18 protein-coding genes and 1 pseudogene are annotated in these 18745 nt (G+C 71.8%); 12 read left to right on the forward strand and 7 right to left on the reverse strand.

Annotation, left to right across the window (positions count from 1 at the left end):
• Nucleotides 1–207: 207 nt before the first annotated feature.
• The 3 genes from ACIRL2_RS10445 to ACIRL2_RS10455 form a co-directional block, all read right to left on the reverse strand.
• On the reverse strand, nucleotides 208–1206 hold the full coding sequence (locus tag ACIRL2_RS10445; protein ID WP_395859069.1) for an ADP-ribosylglycohydrolase family protein: 999 nt from the start codon (nucleotides 1204–1206) through the stop codon (nucleotides 208–210).
• A 194-nt stretch (nucleotides 1207–1400) separates the two neighbouring features.
• Nucleotides 1401–2078 (reverse strand): haloacid dehalogenase-like hydrolase, encoded by a 678-nt coding sequence (locus ACIRL2_RS10450; protein WP_395859070.1) that lies wholly within the window; start codon nucleotides 2076–2078, stop codon nucleotides 1401–1403.
• A 173-nt stretch (nucleotides 2079–2251) separates the two neighbouring features.
• Nucleotides 2252–2893: an NAD(P)-dependent oxidoreductase gene (locus ACIRL2_RS10455; RefSeq protein ID WP_402231494.1), complete on the reverse strand. Its 642-nt coding sequence runs from the start codon at nucleotides 2891–2893 to the stop codon at nucleotides 2252–2254.
• A 179-nt stretch (nucleotides 2894–3072) separates the two neighbouring features.
• Here ACIRL2_RS10455 and ACIRL2_RS10460 point away from each other — a divergent pair, with 179 nt between their 5' ends.
• From ACIRL2_RS10460 to ACIRL2_RS10495, 8 genes are all read left to right on the forward strand, one after another.
• Nucleotides 3073–3570, forward strand: a complete 498-nt coding sequence (locus ACIRL2_RS10460) for a MarR family winged helix-turn-helix transcriptional regulator (protein ID WP_395859072.1) — start codon at nucleotides 3073–3075, stop codon at nucleotides 3568–3570.
• A 129-nt stretch (nucleotides 3571–3699) separates the two neighbouring features.
• Nucleotides 3700–4224: an SRPBCC family protein gene (locus tag ACIRL2_RS10465; RefSeq protein ID WP_395859073.1), complete on the forward strand. Its 525-nt coding sequence runs from the start codon at nucleotides 3700–3702 to the stop codon at nucleotides 4222–4224.
• A 256-nt stretch (nucleotides 4225–4480) separates the two neighbouring features.
• Nucleotides 4481–5668, forward strand: coding sequence for an ROK family transcriptional regulator (locus ACIRL2_RS10470; RefSeq protein WP_402231496.1), 1188 nt, complete (start codon nucleotides 4481–4483; stop codon nucleotides 5666–5668).
• A 322-nt stretch (nucleotides 5669–5990) separates the two neighbouring features.
• Nucleotides 5991–7493 carry an APC family permease gene (locus ACIRL2_RS10475; RefSeq protein ID WP_402231498.1) on the forward strand — a complete coding sequence of 501 codons (1503 nt, stop codon included), beginning with the start codon at nucleotides 5991–5993 and terminating at the stop codon, nucleotides 7491–7493.
• Between the two features lie 91 nt (nucleotides 7494–7584).
• Nucleotides 7585–8796 (forward strand): alanine racemase, encoded by a 1212-nt coding sequence (locus ACIRL2_RS10480; RefSeq protein ID WP_402231499.1) that lies wholly within the window; start codon nucleotides 7585–7587, stop codon nucleotides 8794–8796.
• Complete coding sequence (locus ACIRL2_RS10485; protein ID WP_402231500.1) at nucleotides 8793–9851, forward strand: ROK family protein; 1059 nt, start codon at nucleotides 8793–8795, stop codon at nucleotides 9849–9851. Before ACIRL2_RS10480 ends, ACIRL2_RS10485 begins: the two co-directional genes overlap by 4 nt.
• Nucleotides 9852–10265: 414 nt before the next feature.
• A complete protein-coding gene (locus tag ACIRL2_RS10490) occupies nucleotides 10266–11309 on the forward strand; it encodes an SIS domain-containing protein (RefSeq protein WP_402231502.1) in 1044 nt (347 codons plus the stop codon).
• Between the two features lie 452 nt (nucleotides 11310–11761).
• On the forward strand, nucleotides 11762–12256 hold the full coding sequence (locus tag ACIRL2_RS10495) for a metallophosphoesterase family protein (protein ID WP_402231504.1): 495 nt from the start codon (nucleotides 11762–11764) through the stop codon (nucleotides 12254–12256).
• Nucleotides 12257–12367: 111 nt separating this feature from the next.
• Here ACIRL2_RS10495 and ACIRL2_RS10500 read toward each other — a convergent pair whose 3' ends face one another.
• A complete protein-coding gene (locus tag ACIRL2_RS10500) occupies nucleotides 12368–12727 on the reverse strand; it encodes a winged helix-turn-helix transcriptional regulator (protein WP_395859080.1) in 360 nt (119 codons plus the stop codon).
• 114 nt (nucleotides 12728–12841) lie between these two features.
• Between ACIRL2_RS10500 and ACIRL2_RS10505 the strand changes: the two genes are divergently transcribed.
• Nucleotides 12842–13393 carry a carboxymuconolactone decarboxylase family protein gene (locus ACIRL2_RS10505; protein WP_395859081.1) on the forward strand — a complete coding sequence of 184 codons (552 nt, stop codon included), beginning with the start codon at nucleotides 12842–12844 and terminating at the stop codon, nucleotides 13391–13393.
• On the opposite strand, the gene ACIRL2_RS10510 is transcribed toward ACIRL2_RS10505, so the two are convergent.
• Entirely contained in the window at nucleotides 13378–14232 is an 855-nt protein-coding gene (locus tag ACIRL2_RS10510) for an alpha/beta fold hydrolase (RefSeq protein WP_402231507.1), read from the reverse strand. The two genes, ACIRL2_RS10505 and ACIRL2_RS10510, sit on opposite strands and share 16 nt — an antisense overlap.
• A 99-nt stretch (nucleotides 14233–14331) precedes the next feature.
• On the opposite strand from ACIRL2_RS10510, the gene ACIRL2_RS10515 reads away from it, so the two are divergent.
• Nucleotides 14332–14934: a TetR/AcrR family transcriptional regulator gene (locus ACIRL2_RS10515; protein ID WP_395859083.1), complete on the forward strand. Its 603-nt coding sequence runs from the start codon at nucleotides 14332–14334 to the stop codon at nucleotides 14932–14934.
• A gap of 286 nt (nucleotides 14935–15220) precedes the next feature.
• Nucleotides 15221–15727 (forward strand): annotated as a pseudogene (locus tag ACIRL2_RS10520) (TetR/AcrR family transcriptional regulator); the annotation flags it as partial.
• Nucleotides 15728–15797: 70 nt separating this feature from the next.
• Here ACIRL2_RS10520 and ACIRL2_RS10525 read toward each other — a convergent pair.
• Together ACIRL2_RS10525 and ACIRL2_RS10530 are read right to left on the reverse strand one after the other, a co-directional pair.
• Complete coding sequence (locus tag ACIRL2_RS10525; RefSeq protein WP_402231509.1) at nucleotides 15798–16226, reverse strand: DUF3291 domain-containing protein; 429 nt, start codon at nucleotides 16224–16226, stop codon at nucleotides 15798–15800.
• A gap of 147 nt (nucleotides 16227–16373) precedes the next feature.
• Nucleotides 16374–17348, reverse strand: a complete 975-nt coding sequence (locus tag ACIRL2_RS10530) for a DUF5937 family protein (RefSeq protein WP_395859084.1) — start codon at nucleotides 17346–17348, stop codon at nucleotides 16374–16376.
• 54 nt (nucleotides 17349–17402) lie between these two features.
• On the opposite strand from ACIRL2_RS10530, the gene ACIRL2_RS10535 reads away from it, so the two are divergent.
• On the forward strand, nucleotides 17403–18686 hold the full coding sequence (locus tag ACIRL2_RS10535; protein ID WP_402231511.1) for an MFS transporter: 1284 nt from the start codon (nucleotides 17403–17405) through the stop codon (nucleotides 18684–18686).
• Nucleotides 18687–18745: the final 59 nt, after the last annotated feature.

Below are 18745 nucleotides of genomic sequence, written 5' to 3' on the forward strand. Positions count from 1 at the left end.
CGGCGGCCGGTCGACGGCCCCGTCGTCACCGGTCGGCTTCGGTGGCATGGGCCTTCGACCGCCACGACCGGATCGGCTTCGGGTCCCCGCCGTCGGGCCGGCGGTCGGCCCGAGGCCGGGCCACCGTTCCCGAGGTCGTCGGCAGTTCACCGCTACACCGCGCCCTGATCGAGCGTGCCGGCGCAAGCACGACCCCGTAAGGCGAGTTCAGTCGGCGGTGATCGGCTCGGCGGTTTCCGCGGTACGGGTCAGGAGGCGGTTGGTCAGGTGTACGAGGTCGGGCAGGCGTAGTACCTCACCGGCGGATTCGGAACCCGGTATCGGTACGTGGAGGCGGTCCGTCCAGCGAACGGGGATGGCCGGCAGGCCGTAGCGCGCGCCGGCCAGGGCGCCGGTGACCGCGGCGACCGTATCCGTGTCGCCGCCGAGATCGATCGCCGCACGCAGGGCATCCTCGTACGAGCACGTGGTGTTCAGTGCCCAGACCGCCGAGCCGAGGCAGGGCCACACGGCGCCGTTGAACTCCGTGGCGTCGGTGGGATGCCAGGTCGGGGCCAGGACGGTGGCGTAACGCTCACGGTGATCGGGGTGAACCTCGGCGAGCGTCTCGGCGAGCGCGGTCGGCAGGTCGCCGCCGAGCAGCGTCACCCGGAGCAACTCGTGGAAGATCGCGGTGCCTTCCCACGCCGCGCGGTCGCCGTGGGTCAACGCGGCGATCCGGCGGGCGGCGGCCATGGTGGCCGTCCGGCCGTCCCGGGCGAAGTACACGGCGGGCGTGGTGGCCCGCATCAGCGATCCGTTGCCGGCCGCGCGCCCGGTGGTTTGGAAGTGCACGCCGGCCGCGAGGTCCCAGGGCATGCCGTTGGTAAGTACATCCTGGGTTTGCAGGCCGATGTCCTTGGGCTCGGAGCGGGCCCAGCGCTGGAAGCGGGCGAACATGTCGGGCAGGTCCAAACCGTCCCGCTCCAGCAGCGAATACGCCACGTGCACGGCCATCTGCGTGTCGTCCGTCGCCTCGCCGGCGTCCCATCCGCCACCACCGCACATCTCGTTCGCGTAGCGCCCCTCGGCACGCGAACTCCCGGGCGGGGCTTCGGGAAACCGGGTACCGAAGCCACCGGCCGACCCGAACTCGAAGGGCGCGCCCAGCGCGTCCCCGACCGCCGAACCGACGACTGCACCGACGGCACGCTCCGTGATCTCCATCGCGACAGGGTAGTGGCGACTCGGGGGCGGGCGAGGCATGCCTGCGGCCACGTCGTTCTCTCGCCGCGGGACAGGGGATCGTGTGCCTCCGTACATCGGCCCTGGTCCAAGGATCCGGATCCGCGGGAGGGCGGGTGTGGCGGTCTTCGCCCGGTGGGGACCGCAGGGGCCTGTGTGTCCCACGCGATCGTCGGCTACCGGGAGTGCAACACCACGTAATCGGCGCCGAGTCGGGCGCGGATCCGGGTCAGGTGGGCGGGGGAGGGGTCGATCAGATAGCGGTGGGTCGCTGCGGCCAGGAGCGGGAGGTCGACGGAACTGTCGGTGTAGGCGTGGGTGATCGGATCGGTGATGCCGGCCGCGCGGATTCGGGCAACCTTGCGAGGGCCTCGGCAGGCGGGTAGCGGTCGCATGCCGGTCCGGCCGGGGGTGACGTGGGAGGCGATCACGTCCGCCGATCCGAGGCCGAGTTCGCGGCAGATGGCGCGGGCCAAGGGGTCGGCGCACGAGGTCGCGACCACGACGCGGTCGCCGGCGGCGAGGTGTGCCCGGGCTCGGGCGAGGGTGATCGTGATCCGGTTGGCCTCCGCCGTACGTTCGGTGGCGAAGTCGTCGGCCAGGGCCTCGAATCGGGGCGCGGGCAGGCCGATGGTGGCGACGCGGAGGAGGATGGCGAAGGCGTGGCGTCGAGTTGCGTGGAAGGCGTACAGCGGGCCGACGACCGGTACGCACAGCGCCGCTGCCACGACGCGCCATCGGGAGCGGCGCAGGAGCGCCCGGTTGAAGTGGCCGAACGAGTCGCCTCGCACGAGGGTGCCGTCGAGGTCGAAGACGGCCAGTGGGCGGCGGGTGCTCGGCGGGATGTGGGTCAAGGGTGGGCCTCTTCCTTTGTGTGCCCTGTTTTCCTCGGGTGCTCGCGTGCCTTGTGTCCTTCGGTGCCTTGTGTCCTTTGGTGCATTGCGCCCTTCGGTGCTTTGTCTTCTTCGCGCGGAGTACCGGGCGCGGAGGGGCGGCGGGTGGTCGCGCGAGGCGCATCGGGACGGCTTCAGTAGGCGACGGTGAAGCGGGAGCGGTGGTGCTTCGGCTGTTCCGCCTCGTCGATGAGGGCGACGGCGAGGTCCTCCATGGATATCGCCGAGACGCCGTCGGCGTCGATCAGGAGTTCGTCGGTGCCTACCCGGAAAGCTCCGGTGCGGGTGCCGGGTTCGAGGTTGGCGGGCGGGCTCAGGTAGGTCCAGTCGACGCCGTCGTCGGCGCGGAACACGTCGAGTTGGGCATTGCAGGCGAGCGCGATGCCGCGCCATGCCGTCGGCACGAATCTCGGGTCGTCGACGGCCATCGTGTCGACCGCGTCCGGGACGGTCAGGCTGCCCGCTCCGCCGACGGTCAGCAGGCGGATTCCCGTTCCGGTGAGGCCGGCCAGCAGCGCCTCGGCGGTGTCGGCCAAGTCCTGCTCGCTGCCGTGGGCCGGCCGCGTGGCGCTGATGACAAGGTCTTGGCCGGTGCTCAGCGCGGCAACGTCCGTGACTCGCGCGGCGTCGCCCACTCGGGCCTCGGCATCGGGGTGCAGCTCCGGGAAGCGGGCCGCGTCCCGGACCACGGCGGTGACCTCGTGGCCCCGGGACAGCGCCTCGGACACGACGCGGCTGCCCACGTTTCCGGCTGCTCCGAACACGGTGATGCGCATGGTGGTGCCCTTCTCTCGGCGGGTTCGATTGCAAGCCCGAGCCGGCCGGGCCGGATGGATCGGATGGATCGAACCGAACGGTTGATTCCTTAGTGCTAAGCAAAAGATATCTCAACGCTAAGGTAATTGGGAAGGGGAGGTGACCCGGCTCACCGGATCTCCTCGGCTAACCTGACGCCGTGGCAGATCACGTCGACCTCGTGCTGGAGCAGTGGGGTACACAGCGCCCCGACCTGGACGCGTCACCGATGGCGGTACTCGCCCGGCTGTCCCGCGCCGCGCGACTGGTCGGCGTCGAACTGGCCCGGACCTTCGGTGAACACGGGCTCGACGCCTCGTCGTTCGACGTACTCGCCACGCTGCGCCGGCACCCGCCCCCGCATCGACTGAGCCCCAGCGAACTGATGCGGTCCTCCATGGTCACATCGGGCGCCATCACCCAGCGGCTCGATCGCCTGGAGGCGCGCGGCCTGATCTCCCGCACCACCAGCACATCCGACGGCCGCGGCGTCCTCGTCGCGCTCACCGACGAGGGCCGCGACCTGATCGACGGAGTCCTGCCCGCGCACATCGACACCGAACAACGCCTGCTCGCCGAGCTCACCCCCAAGCAGCGCGCAGCCCTCGTCGACGGCCTTCGCACCCTCCTGGAATCCCTCGGCGACACCCGAACCTGACCCACCAACCCGAGCCACGCGCGCGAGGGGTCGGCTGCGCCGTCACCGGGTGCGGGTCGTCGGGTTTTCCGGGCTCGCCGGGATGGCGATTGCGAATGGAACCGGGCTTGAACGGATAGCAGTACGCGCATGGTTCTTCACACGCGTTCCGTGCAGGTCGCAGCGTCCACCGACCGGGTGTACATGCTTTTGTCCGACACGGACAAGCTCCCCGAATACTTCCCTCCGGTCACCGCTGTCCGGGCCACGTCGGGTCGCGCGGTGGTGGTGACCGCCGGTGAGGCGGCGCACTCCGTCGCGGCCGAGGTCGACTTGGATCGGGACGGTCCCGGTACGCGGATCGAATGGGCCGTGCGGGGTACGCCGTACACCGGCATCGTGATCGTTCAGGACGGTCCGAGCGACGTGGACAGCATCGTCACCGTGGTGGTCGACGACGGTGAGGACCCGCTCGATCTCGGTGCGGTCGAGCGCGAGCGCATCCACGACGCGAGCCAGTTCGGTGGGAAGCAGGGGCGGGAGGCGCTGCCTGTGGACTCCTTCACCCGACACCGCCGAACCGGCACGGACGCCGACTTGGCCGTCGGCGACATCGTCGAACGCGGCCTCGACCACCTCCGCGCCTATGTGGAAACCGGCCGGCGGCAGGGCTGATCCGAACCGCGCACACCCCGACCGATCCGGCGTACGCCGGCGTCGCCGGTCGGGGTGCGCTTGTGTTCGGGAGCGGCGGACGGCCGTATCCGCAGGCTGCCGCACCTCGCTCGCGTGTCGGGCCTGGGGCGCGTGGACTCGGGGCGGGCGTCAGCCCGGGCGGGGATTGGGGTGGGTCTTGACGGACTCTTGACACCCTTTCGTGACGGGCCTAATTTTCTCTCATACTGAAATATTTTCACTATGAGAGGTGAACATGGCGGAGACGGCCGATGCCCGATGGGCCAACCGCTCCAGCCTGCTCGCGGTGCTGCTGGCCGGTGGGCAGCACAGCCGCGCGGGGCTCACCCAGCAGACCGGGCTCAGTGCGGCCACCGTTTCGCGAGTGGTCGAGGGGCTGCTCGACGAGGGTCTGGTCCGCGAGGGCGCCGTCCTCCAGACCGGGCGGCGCGGCCGGCAGGGCGTGGTGATCGAGGTGGCTGCCGAGCGCGGGGTCGCGGTCGGCGTCGACCTCGGTGGCACCACCTGCCGCTTCCTGGCCACCGACCTGCTCGGGCGCTCGCCGCGCTGTCACGAGGAGCCCACGCCCCGGCACCTGGCCGCCGACGACCTCGCGGATTGGCTCGCCGAGCGGGTCCGGGCGCTGTACGCCGACTCGGCCGCGCCCGACGTGCTGCGCGCCGGCGTGATCGGCCTGCCCGGTGCGGTCGCCGCCGACGGGTTGGGCGTGCGTGGCGCGACCAACCTCGCGCAGATCGAGGGCGACCTGTTCACCCGTCGGGTGCGCCGCGCGCTGGAGGGCACCGTCACCTTCGGCAACGACGCCGACCTGGCGTTGGAGGGCGAGTTGCGGCACGGCGCCGCGCGTACCGCCGACACCGCCGTGATGTTCACCGTCGGCGCGGGCTTCGGCGCCGGTGTGGCCGTGGATCGGCACATGCGGGGCGGACCGACCGGTCTGGTCGGCGAGTTCGGCTTCCTGCCGGTGGACTCCGACGACCACACCGTGGAGGAACTGGTGGGCGCCGAGGGCCTGATGCGGGCCGCGCGCGACGCCGGCCTCGATGTGGCCAACGCCGCGGACCTGTTCGTCGAGACCTCGCCGGCCGCGCGGGCCGTGGTCGACCGGTTCGAGCGCGCGCTCGGCGTGGCGCTGATCGCGGTGACGATCGCCTACGAACCCGAACTGGTGGTCCTCGGCGGCCGGGTCTCCGCCTCCATCGACGCCGCGATGACCACCCGGCTGCGCGAGCGGGTACGCCGACGACTGCCCGCGTGCCCCGAGCTCGTGCACTCCGAACTGGCGGACCTCGCAGGCGCGTTGGGTGCTTTGTCGCGCGGACTCACCGCTCTGCGGATCCGCTTCGACGTCGCGGCGGACGCGGCGGCGGCGGTCCGGGCCGATCTGGACCTGGCCGCGCTGCTCAAGCCGGTGGCGCGCTGACGGAGCGCCGCGCCCGCCATCCGGCGGCGCGAGCCCGCGAGATGCGCCACTCGGGCTTCCCTGCCCGCATCCGTGGACGGCCAACCCTCAGCCCGGCGACCCGGTCACCGACCCGAACAGCCGCAAATCCGAGCCACGTTCCTCGCACAGCGCAGCCGGCGCAGCGCAAGGCCGGAGCCGAAGCCGGAATCCAGAGCCCAAGCCAACGCCAAGGCCAACGCCAAGGCCAACGCCAACGCCAACGCCAACGCCAAAGCCAAAGCCAAAGCCAAAGCACCCCAGGGGCCCGTCCCACCCCACCGAACCGCCTGGAGTACCACCCATGTCCACCCCACAGCCGTCGAAGGGCGGGTCCCTCCGCCGGAACACGTTGTCCGTGTTCGGCGCCGTCGCCATGTGTATGGCCTTCATGGGCCCCGCCACCAGCGTCGCCTTCAACACGCCGCCCGCCGCGGCGGGAGCCGGGTACGCGCTGCCGCTCGCCATCGTGCTGGCGATGGTGGCCAGCCTCCTGGTCGCCAACACGATCGCCGCGTTCGCTCGCAAGCTGCCGGCGGCAGGCTTCGCGTACACCTACAACAGCCACGGCTTCGGCAAGTCCGGCGGCTTCCTCTCCGGATGGCTGCTGCTGCTCACCTACGGCATGGTCGGGCCGATGTTGTTCGCCGCGCTCGGCGGCTACAGCCACGACTTCCTGGACAGCCAGTTCGACGTGCGGGTGCCGTGGCAGGTGATGTCGTTGGCGTTCGCCGCCGTGGTGTGGGGGGTCAACTCGCTCGGTGTGTCCAGTTCGGCCAAGACCGCGTTGATCTTCCTGGTCCTCGAGGTCGGCGTACTGCTCGGCCTGGCGGGGGTGATCCTCGGCGACGGCGGTGACTCGGGTCTGTCGGTGGCGCCGTTCGATCCGGGCAACTCGATCGACGGGTTCAGCGGCCTGGGTACCGGCATGTTGTGGGGCATCCTGATGTTCATCGGCTTCGAGTCGGTGGCCACCCTCGGTGAGGAGGCGCGCGGCGCCAAGCGCAGCATCCCGCTCGCGCTGTTCACCGCGGTCGCGGTGATCGGCACCTTCTACGTGCTGATGGCGTACTCCACCTCGATCGGCTTCGGCTCCGCGCACGGTTCACAACTGGCCGAGGACGCCGCCCCGTTGACCACCCTGGTGGACCGCTACTGGGGCATCACCTGGATCCTCGCCTTGACCGTGATCGTCAGCCAGTTCGCCAACGTGGTCTCCGGCTCGAACGCGGCCGTGCGAGTGCTGTTCTCGATGGGCCGCGAGGGTGTACTCCCGCGTTTCCTCGGCCGAACCAACGAACGCCACGTGCCGCAATCGGCGATCACCGCCTATCTGGGCTTCTCGCTCGTCTTCGCGCTGGCGCTGGGCAGCGGTTTCGGCGGCGATCTGGGTCCGCTGGGCGTGTACGGGTTCGCCGGCACCGTCCTCGGGCTCGGGATGGTGATCATCTACATCCTGATGAGCATCGCGGTGATCCGCTTCTACCTGCGCGAACACCGTGCGGAGTTCTCCGCGTTGCGGCACGGCGTCCTGCCGGGCGCGACCGTGCTGCTCATGCTGCTGCCGATATACGGCCAACTGTGGCCGGTGCCCGACCACCCGAACAACCTCGTGCCGTACGTGATCATCGGCTGGATGCTGCTCGGCACCGCGTATCTGGTCTGGGCGCACCGTTCGCGTCCGCAGGTGCTGGCCGCGATGGGTCGCGTCTTCGAAGACGACTCGGACACGGAGACGACGGACGCGGACACGGGGGAGGGGGCGATACCCGTGCCGGCGAGTGCGACCCGACCCGTCCGCACCTGATCCCTCCGACCGATCCCCGACAATCCCCCCTTCCCACCTCTCCCTTCACCCCACGCCACCCCACCCCCGCCCGTTCCAAGGAGAGCCCGCGATGTTCCTCGATCGACTGCTCGCCCACAACCGTCCCTTGATCGAGGCCGCCGTGACGGCGCATCAGGAGGGCCGTCTGCTCGCCAACACATACGTGGCGGATCTGGACACGATCGCGCGCAACGCGGCCGTGATCGCCGAGGCCGCGCGCTCGCGCGGGCTGTCCACGTACGTGATGGCCAAGCAGTACGGGCGCAACCCCGACGTCACGCGGACCGCGATCGACGCGGGGCTCGGACCGGTGGTCGCGGTGGACACCGCCTGTGTGTCGGCCGCGGTCCGGCACGGCCTGCCGGTCGGGCACGTCGGACACCTGGTGCAACCGCAGCGCGGCAGCGAGGACTTCGTGGTCGGCGCCGACCCCGAGGTGGTCACCGTGTTCTCGGTGGAGACGGCGCGGCGGATCGGGGCGGCCGCGGTACGGCGCGGCGGCGCGCCGGTGTCGGTGCTGCTGCGTGTGCACGGCGACGGCGACCGGTTCTACTTCGGCCACGGCGGCGGCTTCCCGGCCGCCGACGTGGTGGCCGCGGCGCGCGAGGTCGACGCGGTGGAGGGTGTCGCGGTGCACGGCGTGACGACGTTCCCGTGCCTGCTCGCCGATCCGGACCAGCGGCGGATCGTGGCCACGCCCAACCTGGCCACGGTGGTCGCGGCGGCGGAGCGGCTGCGGGCCGCCGGGTTCGACATCCGTCAGGTGAACGCGCCCGGGACCACCTCCGCCCGGTCGCTGACGATCGCCGCCGACGCGGGTGCCACGCATGTCGAGCCGGGCAACGCGATCCACGGGACGACGCCGTTGCATGTGTTCTCGGACGAGGCGCCGGAGCGGCCGGCGATCGTGTACGTGACCGAGGTGTCGCACGTGGACGGGGACGACGCGTACGCGTTCGCCGCCGGGCACTACGTGGACAAGGTCCTGGGCGAGTTTCGACTCACCGCGCTGGTGGGTCGGGACGCGGCGGGCGCGATCGAGCGGGTGGCGCGGGTGGATACCGCGCCGGACGGGGCGATCCACTACTACACCGTGCTGCGGGACGCGCGGCGGCTGGGCATTCGGCCGGGCGACACGGTGGTGATGTGCTTCCGGCCGCAGGCGTTCGTGACCCGCGGGCGGACGCGGTCGGTGGCCGGGCTGCACGGCGCCGATCCGGGCGCGGTGGTGTGGGGGGAGCGGTACGACGCGGAGGCGCGGGTGGTGGGGGATCCGTCGTGACCGAGCCGATTCCGCCGGCCGGCGCCTCGGCCACCACCTCCATTGCCCGACCCGAGGATTGTGACGACGTGTTCGACTCCGCTGACCTGGTCGACCCGCCGCTGCCGCGCGACTCCCTCGGGATAGTCGCGCTCGACATCGGCGGGACGAAGACGGCGATGGCCGCCATTGACGCGGCCGGTACGGTGCTCGCGGGCTGTCGGGTGGCCACCCGCGAGCCGGGCGAGGACATGGCGCACGCGCTGGATCGGCTGTTGCGGCTGGCTCGTGAGCAGGCCGCCGCGGTGACCCGGGACGGCCGCCGTGAGATCGTCGCGGTGGGCTTGGTGTGTCCCGGCACGGTGACCTCGGCCGGGGTGGAACTGTCGCCGAATCTGCCCGGGATCGAGAACGTGGACGTACTGGGTCTGGCGCGCGCCGCGTTCGGGACGGTGCCGGTCGTGGTGGCCAACGACGTCAAGGCGGCGGGACTGGCCGAGGTGCGCTCGGGCGCGCTGGTCGGGGCCGATCCCGGGTTGTTCGTCAATCTGGGTACGGGCGTGGCCGCCGCGCTCACCGTCGGCGGCCGGATCGTGGGCGGCGCTCGCGGCGTGGCCGGTGAGATCGGCTACTCGCTGGTGCCGGGCAGGCCGGACGAGCCGGACCTGGAATCCCTGATCGGCGGCGGCCCCCTCGTCGCCCGCACGCAGGCCCTGTACGCCCTCGCCGGCAACGGGCCGCCGCCCGACGCGGCGGCGATCCTCACCTCCGCCGACCCCCGGCTGCGGGCCGTTGCCGAACACGCCCTCGACGTGCTGGCCGGCCACGTCCTCAACCTCCACCTCGCCCTCGATCCGACCCGGATCGCGCTGGGCGGCGGGCTGATGGCGGTGTCCGACCGGATCCTGGACGTCCTGCGCGGCTTCCTCGCCAAGCACTCCCCGGGCACGCCCGATCCGGGCGAGGCGATCGTCGCGGCCCGCTACATCCACGACGGCGCGTTGCGCGGAGCCGCCGCCCTCGCGTGGGACGTGGTTCGCGGCGAACGCCCGCGATGGGCGCTGACGACCCGATGAGGCGGATCGGAGGCGGCGGGCGTTCGGGGAGGCACCGAGACACGGCCGAACGGCGGCGTGGCTCGAAACGGCGGTGGTCGTGGGGGAATCACGTGAGTCGCCCGGATCACGTCGATCACGTCGATCACGTCGATCACGTCGATCACGTCCGTCGATCACGTCGATCACGTGAAGGACGTGGCCGGCGTGGTCCGCGTGGCGCAGGTGGCCCGCGCGACCGACACGGAACGTACGACCCGCGCGACGTGCGCGACCCGGAGGACTCGCGCGATCGGCACCACTCGCGTGACGCACGAGAGCGCACGATTCGCGGGATGCGCAAGACCCGCACGACTCGCGTTCCGCACAAGTCCGCACGGCCCGGAACAGCGTGGTGAAGAAGGTCGTGACCCGAAGTCGAACGATGGGATGAACATGACGAACATCGCTCCCTCCACCCTTCCCGCCCCCGGTTCGGTGATGGCCGCCGAGATGGCCGAACAGCCCGACGTGCTGCGCCGGTTGGTCGCGCGGCTGCCGGAAGTCGGCGCGGCGATTCGGGCCGCGCTCCCGACGCCGCCGCACGGGGCCGTGCTGGTCGCGCGCGGATCCTCGGACAACGCCGCGGTGTTCGGCCGCTACCTGTACGAGATGGCGTCCGGACGTCCCGCCGGCCTCGCCGCGCCGAGCCTGGTCACCCGTTACGACGCGCGCACCGACTACACCGGCTATCTGGTCACCGCGTTGAGCCAGTCCGGTCGTACGCCGGAGATCGTCACCGCCGTCCGGGCCGCGCGCGAACGGGGTGCCCGGGTGGTGGCGGTCACCAACGAGGCGGACAGCGTGCTCGCGGCCGAGGCGCACGTGCTCGTCGCGACCGACGCGGGCACCGAGGTCGCGGTCCCGGCCACGAAGACGGTCACCGCCCAGTTCCTGGCCATGATCGGCATCGCCCTCGCACTCGGCCCGTTGCCGTCGACGGTCGCGGACCTCGCCGATCTGGGCCGCCTCCCGGAGGCGGTGGACCGGGTCCTGGCCGGCGCCGCCGAGTGCGAGGTGCTTGCCGCGGACTGGGCGCACCACGACCGCCTGGTGGTGGCCGGCCGCGGCCTCGGCGGCGCGGTGGCGCTGGAGGGCGCGCTCAAGATCCGGGAGACGTCGGGGGTGTTCGCCGAGGGCATCTCGGTCGCCGACCTGCTGCACGGGCCGATCGCGGCGCTCGGCGACCGGGTGCCGGTCCTGCTGGTCGACCTCGGCGGTCCGACCGCCCCGGACATCGCCGCCCTGCGCGCGCGCCTGGTGGCCGACGGCATACCGTACGCGATGGTTTCGCCCGAACTCGCCGACCTGCACTCCGAATCGGCCCGCGCCATCGCCACCACGGCGCACCTGCAATGCCTCGCCCGGACCTTCGCCCTCCACCGCGGCGCCAACCCCGACGCCCCGGTCGGCCTGGCAAAGGTCACACCGACGACCTGATCCCCCGAACCCACCGACGGCCCGCCGCGCACCCGGCTCGTATCGACGCATCGACGGGACTGTGCGGCGGTGCTGCCGGGTGGCGGTGACGATCGTCGGTGTCCGCCGGCAACCGCTCCCAGGCTCTCGCCCGCTCATCGGCGACCCGGACCGCGACCAGGAGGTGTCCCAGGGCGGCCAGTTCCTTTGCCGCAGTACGTGCCGCGGACTCGGAGGGGAGGTTGAGAACGTGCTCCGTGGCCCGATGCGAGTCGGCCGCGGCGTGCGTTGTCGAGGTCATGGGTTCGGAGTGTAGGCAGCAGCGCTACGCAGGTCGCCGACCTGTGCACGGGCGACCATCGCACGGCTCGCGCGTCGGTCGTCATCCCGAACTCCCGCGCTTCGGCCGGAATTGCGGAGCTTTCCCGCACGGTGGCGTCCTCTACGGCGTCTCGGCTCGTACTGTGGGAGGTATGCGAGTTCTTCTCACGTCCGACACGCACGTGCCCCAACGCGCCAAGGCCGTTCCCGAGCGGTTGCTCGCCGAGATGGCGGCCGTCGACGTCGTGATCCATGCGGGTGATTGGGTCGACGGGGACGCGCTGGACCTGTTCGAGGCGCACTCGCGTCGCGTGATCGGCGTCTACGGCAACAACGACGGGCCGGATCTGCGCAGCCGCTTGCCGGAGGTGGCACGGGTCGAACTGGGCGGCGTACGGTTCGCCGTCGTGCACGAGACGGGTCCGGCGGAGGGTCGGGAACGGCGGTGCGCGGCGCGCTATCCCGACGTGGACGTACTCGTGTTCGGGCACAGCCACATTCCGTGGGACACGGTCACCGACACCGGACTGCGCCTGCTCAACCCCGGCTCGCCCACCGACCGACGCCGGCAGCCGCACCACACCTATATGACGCTGACCGCCGACGCGGGCAGGATCAGCGACGTGATGCTGCACGACCTGGACTGAGCCCGGGCGCATCGCAGGACCGGTCGAGGCGACTCGCCCGCCGGTGCGGCGGCACCGCTCGGGTCCGCACGTGCACTCGATCCGCGGTCCTGTCGCGGCCACGGGTCCCTCTCAGTCGTTCCCCAATTCCCGGGCCCAGGTGTTCGACCAGGCCAGGAGGGGGTCCAGGGCTTCGACGAGGTCGGTGCCCAGAGGGGTCAGTCCGTATTGGCCGGCTTCGTCCCGGATGGCGATTCGGGCGTCGACCAGGTCGCGGAGGCGGTTGTCGAGCACGCTGGAGGACATGTCGTCGCAGCGGCGTTGCAGGGCTCGGAAGCCCGCCGGTTCCCGGCTCAGTTCCCAGATCACCCGCAGGATCCAGCGCCGGCCGAGCAGGTCGAGCGCGGCCATCGAAGCCCGCCCGGTGGTCGAGCCCCGGACCGGGGCGCCCGGCCGGGGAACACCCTGTTCGTCGTCGGTATCGCCGCCCATGTGCGCACCCCTGCTCCTTGTGCTTCGCTTTCGAAAGCAGCATAGTGCTTTCGAAAGCGAAGCACCGAGTGGCCATCGTCATCCGAGTGGCCGTCCGAGTGGAGGAGTGCGCCCATGTCGCGGATCACCCCGCTGTCGCCGCCCTATCCCGCCGAGACCGAGGCGGCGTTGTCCCGTTGGATGGGGCCCGCCCGCGAGCGCCAGCCGCTCGCGCTGTTCCGGGTGCTGGAGCACCATCCCGAACTGGCCTCGCGCATGCGCGTGCTCGGCTCCGGGTTGTTGGTACACGGCACGCTGCCCGCCGCCGAGCGCGAGACGCTGGTGCAGCGGGTGTGCGCGCGGGCCGGTTGCGCGTACGAATGGGGCGTGCACGCCGAGGTGTTCGGCGAGCGGGTCGGCCTGACCGCCCGTCAGCTTCGGGCCACGGTGCACGACGACGCCGGCGCCTGGACCGAGCGGCAGGCGATCCTGGTGCGCGTGGTCGACGAACTGCACGACGGTGCGGACCTCACCGACTCGACCTGGGCCGCCCTGCGCGCGCTGTTCGAGGAGCCGCAGATCGTGGAGGTCCTGGTTCTGGCGGGGTGGTACCGCACGATCGCCTACGTGGCCAACGCGCTTCGCCTGCCGGCCGAGGAATGGGCGAGGCCCTATCCGGAGGTGTGACGGCTCGACGCTTCGCGGCGATCACCCGTGATGCCCTCCGCCGCCCCGATCCCATCGAGGAAGTCGACGATCGCGGTCTGCCACTCCGCCGGGCGTTCGGCGAACGGCAGGTGGCCCGTGTCGAGTTCGACCACGCGCGCGTCGCGCAGGCCGGCCGCGACATCCCGATGGTGGTTCGGCTCGACCAGTCGGTCACCCGTCGTGGACACGACCAGGGCCGGTACCTCGATGGCGGTCAGGTCGGCGCGTACGTCCAACCGTTCGACCAGCTCGGTGTGCTCGGGCGTGCCGGGCGGCGGGGTCTGCGAGGTCATCCGCAGGACGGCGGCCAACTCCTCCGGGGAGAGCGCGGCCAGCGCGGCCGGGCCGAGCGCGAGCGGGGTCAGGTACGCGGCCAACGTCGCGCGGTCGCCGGATTCGTACAACCCGCGCCAGACCCGCGCGGCCAGGCGCAGGCGGTGATCGGCGTGCGCGAAGGGCGCGGTGAGCACCAGTGCGGTGACCCGCTCGGGATGGCGCGTCGCGGCGCGTATGGCCACCGCGCTGCCGAGCGAGTAGCCGGAGACCGCGAAGGTGTCCAGGCCCTCGGCCACTCCGGCGGCGACCAACTGGTCGGCGAGGTGGTCCAGTTCGAGGGGTGCGTCGGCGCGCGGGGTCTCGCCGGCGCCGGGGAGGTCGACGCCGACCACGGTGTGGGCCGCGGCCAGGCCGGTCAGGATCGGTCCGTAGTTGGCGGCGATGCCGCCGCCCGCGCCGTGCGCGATCAGCAGGCCGGGGCCCGAGCCCAGGACGGTACGGGCGTAGGTGGGTGTGGGCAGGGCGAGGGTGGGCGTGGACATGCGGGCTCCCCGGCTGGACGTCGATTATGTAGCGGTCGCTACGAATCTGACCGTAACAGAGATCCTCCGGTTTCATAGTGAGCGCTATACAATGGCCGCATGTCCTCTACCAGTGCCCCGGGCCGTCCGCGCGGCTTCGACCGCGAAGCCGCGCTGGACCGCGCGGTGCTCGAGTTCTGGCAACACGGCTACGAGGCGACCTCGGTGGCCGGGCTGACCGCCGCGATGGGCATCAAGCCGCCCAGCCTGTACGCCGCCTTCGGCGACAAGCGCCGACTGTTCAGCGAGGCCATCCAGCGTTACGGGGTCACCTACGGCGCGGTCGCCGGTGACGTGATCGCCGCCGAGCCGGACGCGCGCCTCGCCATGGAACGCCTGCTGTTCGCGCTGGCCGACGCGTATACCGAGCCCGGCCATCCGCCGGGGTGCATGGTGATCACCGCGGCCGTCAACTGCACGTCGGCGGCCGAGGAGGTCAAGGCCGAACTGCGCGGGCTGCGTGAGGCGGCCAAGGCGGGGATGCGTGCCAAGATCAGCACCGACATCACGGCCGGCCGACTGCCCGCCGACACCGACGCCGACGCCCTCGCCACCTACTACGCGGCCGTGATCCAGGGCATGTCCACCCAGGCCGTGGACGGCGTCACCCGGGAGACCCTGGAACACGTCGCCACCCTCGCGATGCGTTGCTGGCCGACCTGACCCGGCCGTCGGCCGCCTGCTTCCGGCGTGCTCGCGGCACGGAACGGAGCGGGATGGGAGGGGACTTGACGGCGGGTGCTCCGGAATGGGGCGCGCAGCGCGTCGTGTCGGGCGACGACGCCGTCGAACGCGGCGTGCGGCTCAGCGCTCAGCGCCGGTCGCCCCACTCGTTGCCGAAGTCCGGTACGCCGGCGGACAGCAGGTGCTCGGCAGCGCCTACGAGGGCCTCGGCCGTCTCGGTGGAGCGGGGGAACATGCTCTTCTCGTAGACGCGGATGGCGTCGTCGACCGTGCCGGCGTTCGCGACGTCGCCGACGCGGCCGACGTGTCCACAACAACGGTGTTCAAGCACTTCAGCGGCAAGGAGGCGCTGGTCTTCGACCGGGCCGAGGACCGGGAATCACAACTGATCGCCGCGGTGCGGCAGCGAGCCGTCGGGCGGAACGTCGTCGACGCCCTGCGGCAGCACTTCCGCGACACCTGGCTGCCGCTCGCGGCGGATCCGCGACTTGCCGATTTCGCCGGCCTGGTGGACTCCACGCCGGTGCTCCGCGCGTATGGCGAACGCATGTGGACCCGGCACACCGACGCCCTCGGCGCGGCCATCGCCGACGAGATCGGCGTGGACCACGACGACGTCGCATGCGTGGCGCTTGCCCGCTTCGTGCTGGAGATCCCGGCACTCATGCGCGCCCGACAGGATCGCCGTGCCGCCGTCGAGGCGATCTTCGACATTCTTGCGCGCGGCTGGGAACCGCCGGCGGGAGAGCAGGCCCCACCCGGCGGTGCCTAGTGCCGCCCCGGGCACCGGGCCCTGCCCAGGGCACCCGCAGGCGCGTTCGTCCGCTTCGGCGCCCGGTCGATCAGGAGCCGGCCGGCCCGACCGCTCCGGTGCCGTTGCGGCGCTCCTGCTCGGCCAGGTGTTCCCGGGCGACCGGCCAGGCGATCGGCAGGTCCTCGACCGGGACTTCCCAGAAGGTGAAGGTCGACGTGCGCATGGTCGGCCGCAGCGTGCCCATGATGCCGCGGTGCGGCTCGGTCCGGACGAAGGTGTCCAGCGCCTCGCGGCTCTCCCAGGCGGACAGCGTGAAGAAGACCCGCTTGAGCGGCTGGGCGATCAGCGAGGCCCCGACGGCTCCCGGCGCGGACTTCACCTGGCGCCAGGCGGACAGCGACTTCAGGAAGAACTTCGGTACGTCCTTGGCCGAGCGGACCTCGAAGCGCGAGGCCATTACGAGCGCCCGGGTCCCGGGGGTGGCCGGATTCTGGGTGGTCCAGGGGAGCGTGGGCACCGTCGGGCTCGCTTTCGACACGGTGGGACGTGAGAAGTGGATCATGGTGACGGCGGACAGCATCGAGAGCGTACGCGGTTGTCCGGGCCTGCGGTGCGGAAAACCCGCCAACGTTTCGAAGACACCGGACCGGTACCCGGCGGACCGTTACGTCGAGCGCGCCGCCGCCAGCAGGGTTTCCGCCGCCTGGGTGCGGGCGTACAGCACCACCCGGCCGGCGCGGTGGGCGGCGACCAGGCCGGCCGCGCGCAGCGCGGACAGGTGTTGCGAGACGCCGCCCGGGGTCAGGCCGGTACGTCGGGCCAGGTCCGTGGTCGAGGCCGGCGTGACGAGCTCGGCCACGAGCGTGGCGCGGGAGCGGCCCAGGACGCCGGCGAGCGCGTCGGGCGTGACCGGCCGGGCGGGCGTGGACCACAACGTGCCGATGCCGCGCGGCGGATAGCGCAGCGTGGGCTGCCACCGTCCGTCCAGTACCGAGAACACCCTCGGCCAGACGAACGCCGACGGCACCAGCAGCAGCCCCCGCCCGTCCAGCGTGCGCCGACCGCACGCGAAGCGGTTCCGCACCTGGAGCGTGCCCGCGTCCCAGGTGACCTGTGGATCCAGGTCGTTGAACAGGCTGCGCGCGCCACCCTCGACCAGCCGCCTCGCCCGGAACAGGATGTCCCCCTCCAGGAAGGTCAGGATCCGCGGCCAGTACGGCGCGAGCGCCAACTCCCAGTACGCCTGGATGGTCTCGGCCAACCGCGCCAACTCGCGCTCGGGGTCGGCCCGAAGCGCGGCGATCCGCTCCGGCACGACGTCCGAGGTGGTGCGCAGCAAATCGAGCGGCGTGGCGCGCAGCGTGGCGAGCTCGACCTCCAGCGAGGTCAGCGGCGTGGTCGGCGGCGGGCACAGGAAGCCCGCGAGGGCCCGGGTCGGTACCGGGATCAGATCGGTGAGCGGCGTCAGGTCCACCTTCGCGGCGGCCAGGCGCCCGCGGACCTGATCCGTCCAGGCGCGGTGGATGCCCTGTTCGTCGGCACCCTTGAGCATCCGCACGCTCGCGATCACCTCCCACAGCGGGGAGACGACGAAGCGGGTGCGGGCCACGTCCTCCGGAGTGAACTCGATCTCGATCATTAAGCCCAGGCTAAATCATTGGGTGCGCTCGGTGGGGCGCGCCAAGCTGCCGCAATGAGCCAACCGCACTCCCCCTGGCGCATCGCCGATTTCCGCACACTGTTCACCGCGGCGGCGCTCAGCGAACTGGGCACCAACATGGGCTATGTCGCCATCCCGCTGATCGCCGTCGCGGCCCTGGACGCGAGCCCCGGCCAGGTGGGTGCGCTCGCCGCGCTCGGCACCGTCGCCTTCCTGCTGATCGGCCTGCCCGTGGGCGCGTGGGTGGACCGGATGCGCCGCCGCCGGGTGATGATGTTCGCCGACCTGATCCGCGCCGCGCTGATCGCCTCGATACCGGTGGCCTGGTGGCTGGACGCGTTGACGCTGCCCCAGTTGTACGCGGTGGTCCTGCTCAACGGCTGCGCCACGGTGTTCTTCGACGTCGGATCGCAAAGCTTCCTGCCGCACCTGGTCGGCCGCGAGGCGTTGGTATCGGCCAACGCCGCCATGGTCAGCCTGATGGCGACCGCCAACATCGCCGGCCGCAGCGCGGGCGGCTTCCTGATCCAACTGGTCGCGGCCCCGGCCGCGTTGGTGTGCACCGCCGTCGGCTATCTCGCCTCCGGCCTGGGCCTGACCCGAATCCGCGCGGACGGCGCACCGACCACGACGGGCGGCCCCGAACGCCGACTGCGCACCGAGATCGCCGATGGATTGCGGCATGTGGGTCACACACCGGAACTGCGTGCCCTCGCCGCCACCGCCGCGCTCACCAACTTCGGCTCGCAACTGGTCAACGTGCTGCTGCCGGTGGTGTTCGTTCGGGAACTGGGGCTGCCCGCGGGTGCCTTGGGCCTGTACCTGGCGCTCGGCGGCCTGGGCATCCTGGTCGGCGCGCGTTGCGCCCGGCCGATCTCGGGCCGGCTCGGGTTCGGCCGCACGCTGGGCCTGGCCGGACTGTGCCTGGCCCCCGCCGGGCTGCTGATCCCGCTGCTCGATCGCGGCCCGTGGCTCGTGGTCGCCGGCCTGGGCTGGTTCCTGGCCACCGCCAAAATGGGCATGGACAACGTCCTCGGGGTCAGCCTGCGCCAGCGCCTGACCCCCGACGCGATGCTCGGCCGGATGAACGCGACCTTCCGCTGCCTGCTCACCGGCGCGTCCGCGATCGGCGCGATGGCGGCGGCACTGATCGGCCAGTTCGCCGGCGTCCACACCGCGATCTGGGTCGGCGGCGCCTGCCTGTCGGTGGGCTTCCTCCCGGTCTTCTGCTCCCCGATCCGCTCCCTCCGATCGCTCCCGGACGGCCCGACCCGGATGGTGGCCGCCGGCACCCGGGTGCTCGATCCGCAGAACTAGCGCGTGGCTTCCATGCCCCGCCCGTCCGTCGGCACCGCTGCCGACGGACGGGCGTCTCG

It is taken from the genome of Embleya sp. NPDC127516 (genome assembly GCF_044765325.1).
Lineage (GTDB): Bacteria > Actinomycetota > Actinomycetes > Streptomycetales > Streptomycetaceae > Embleya.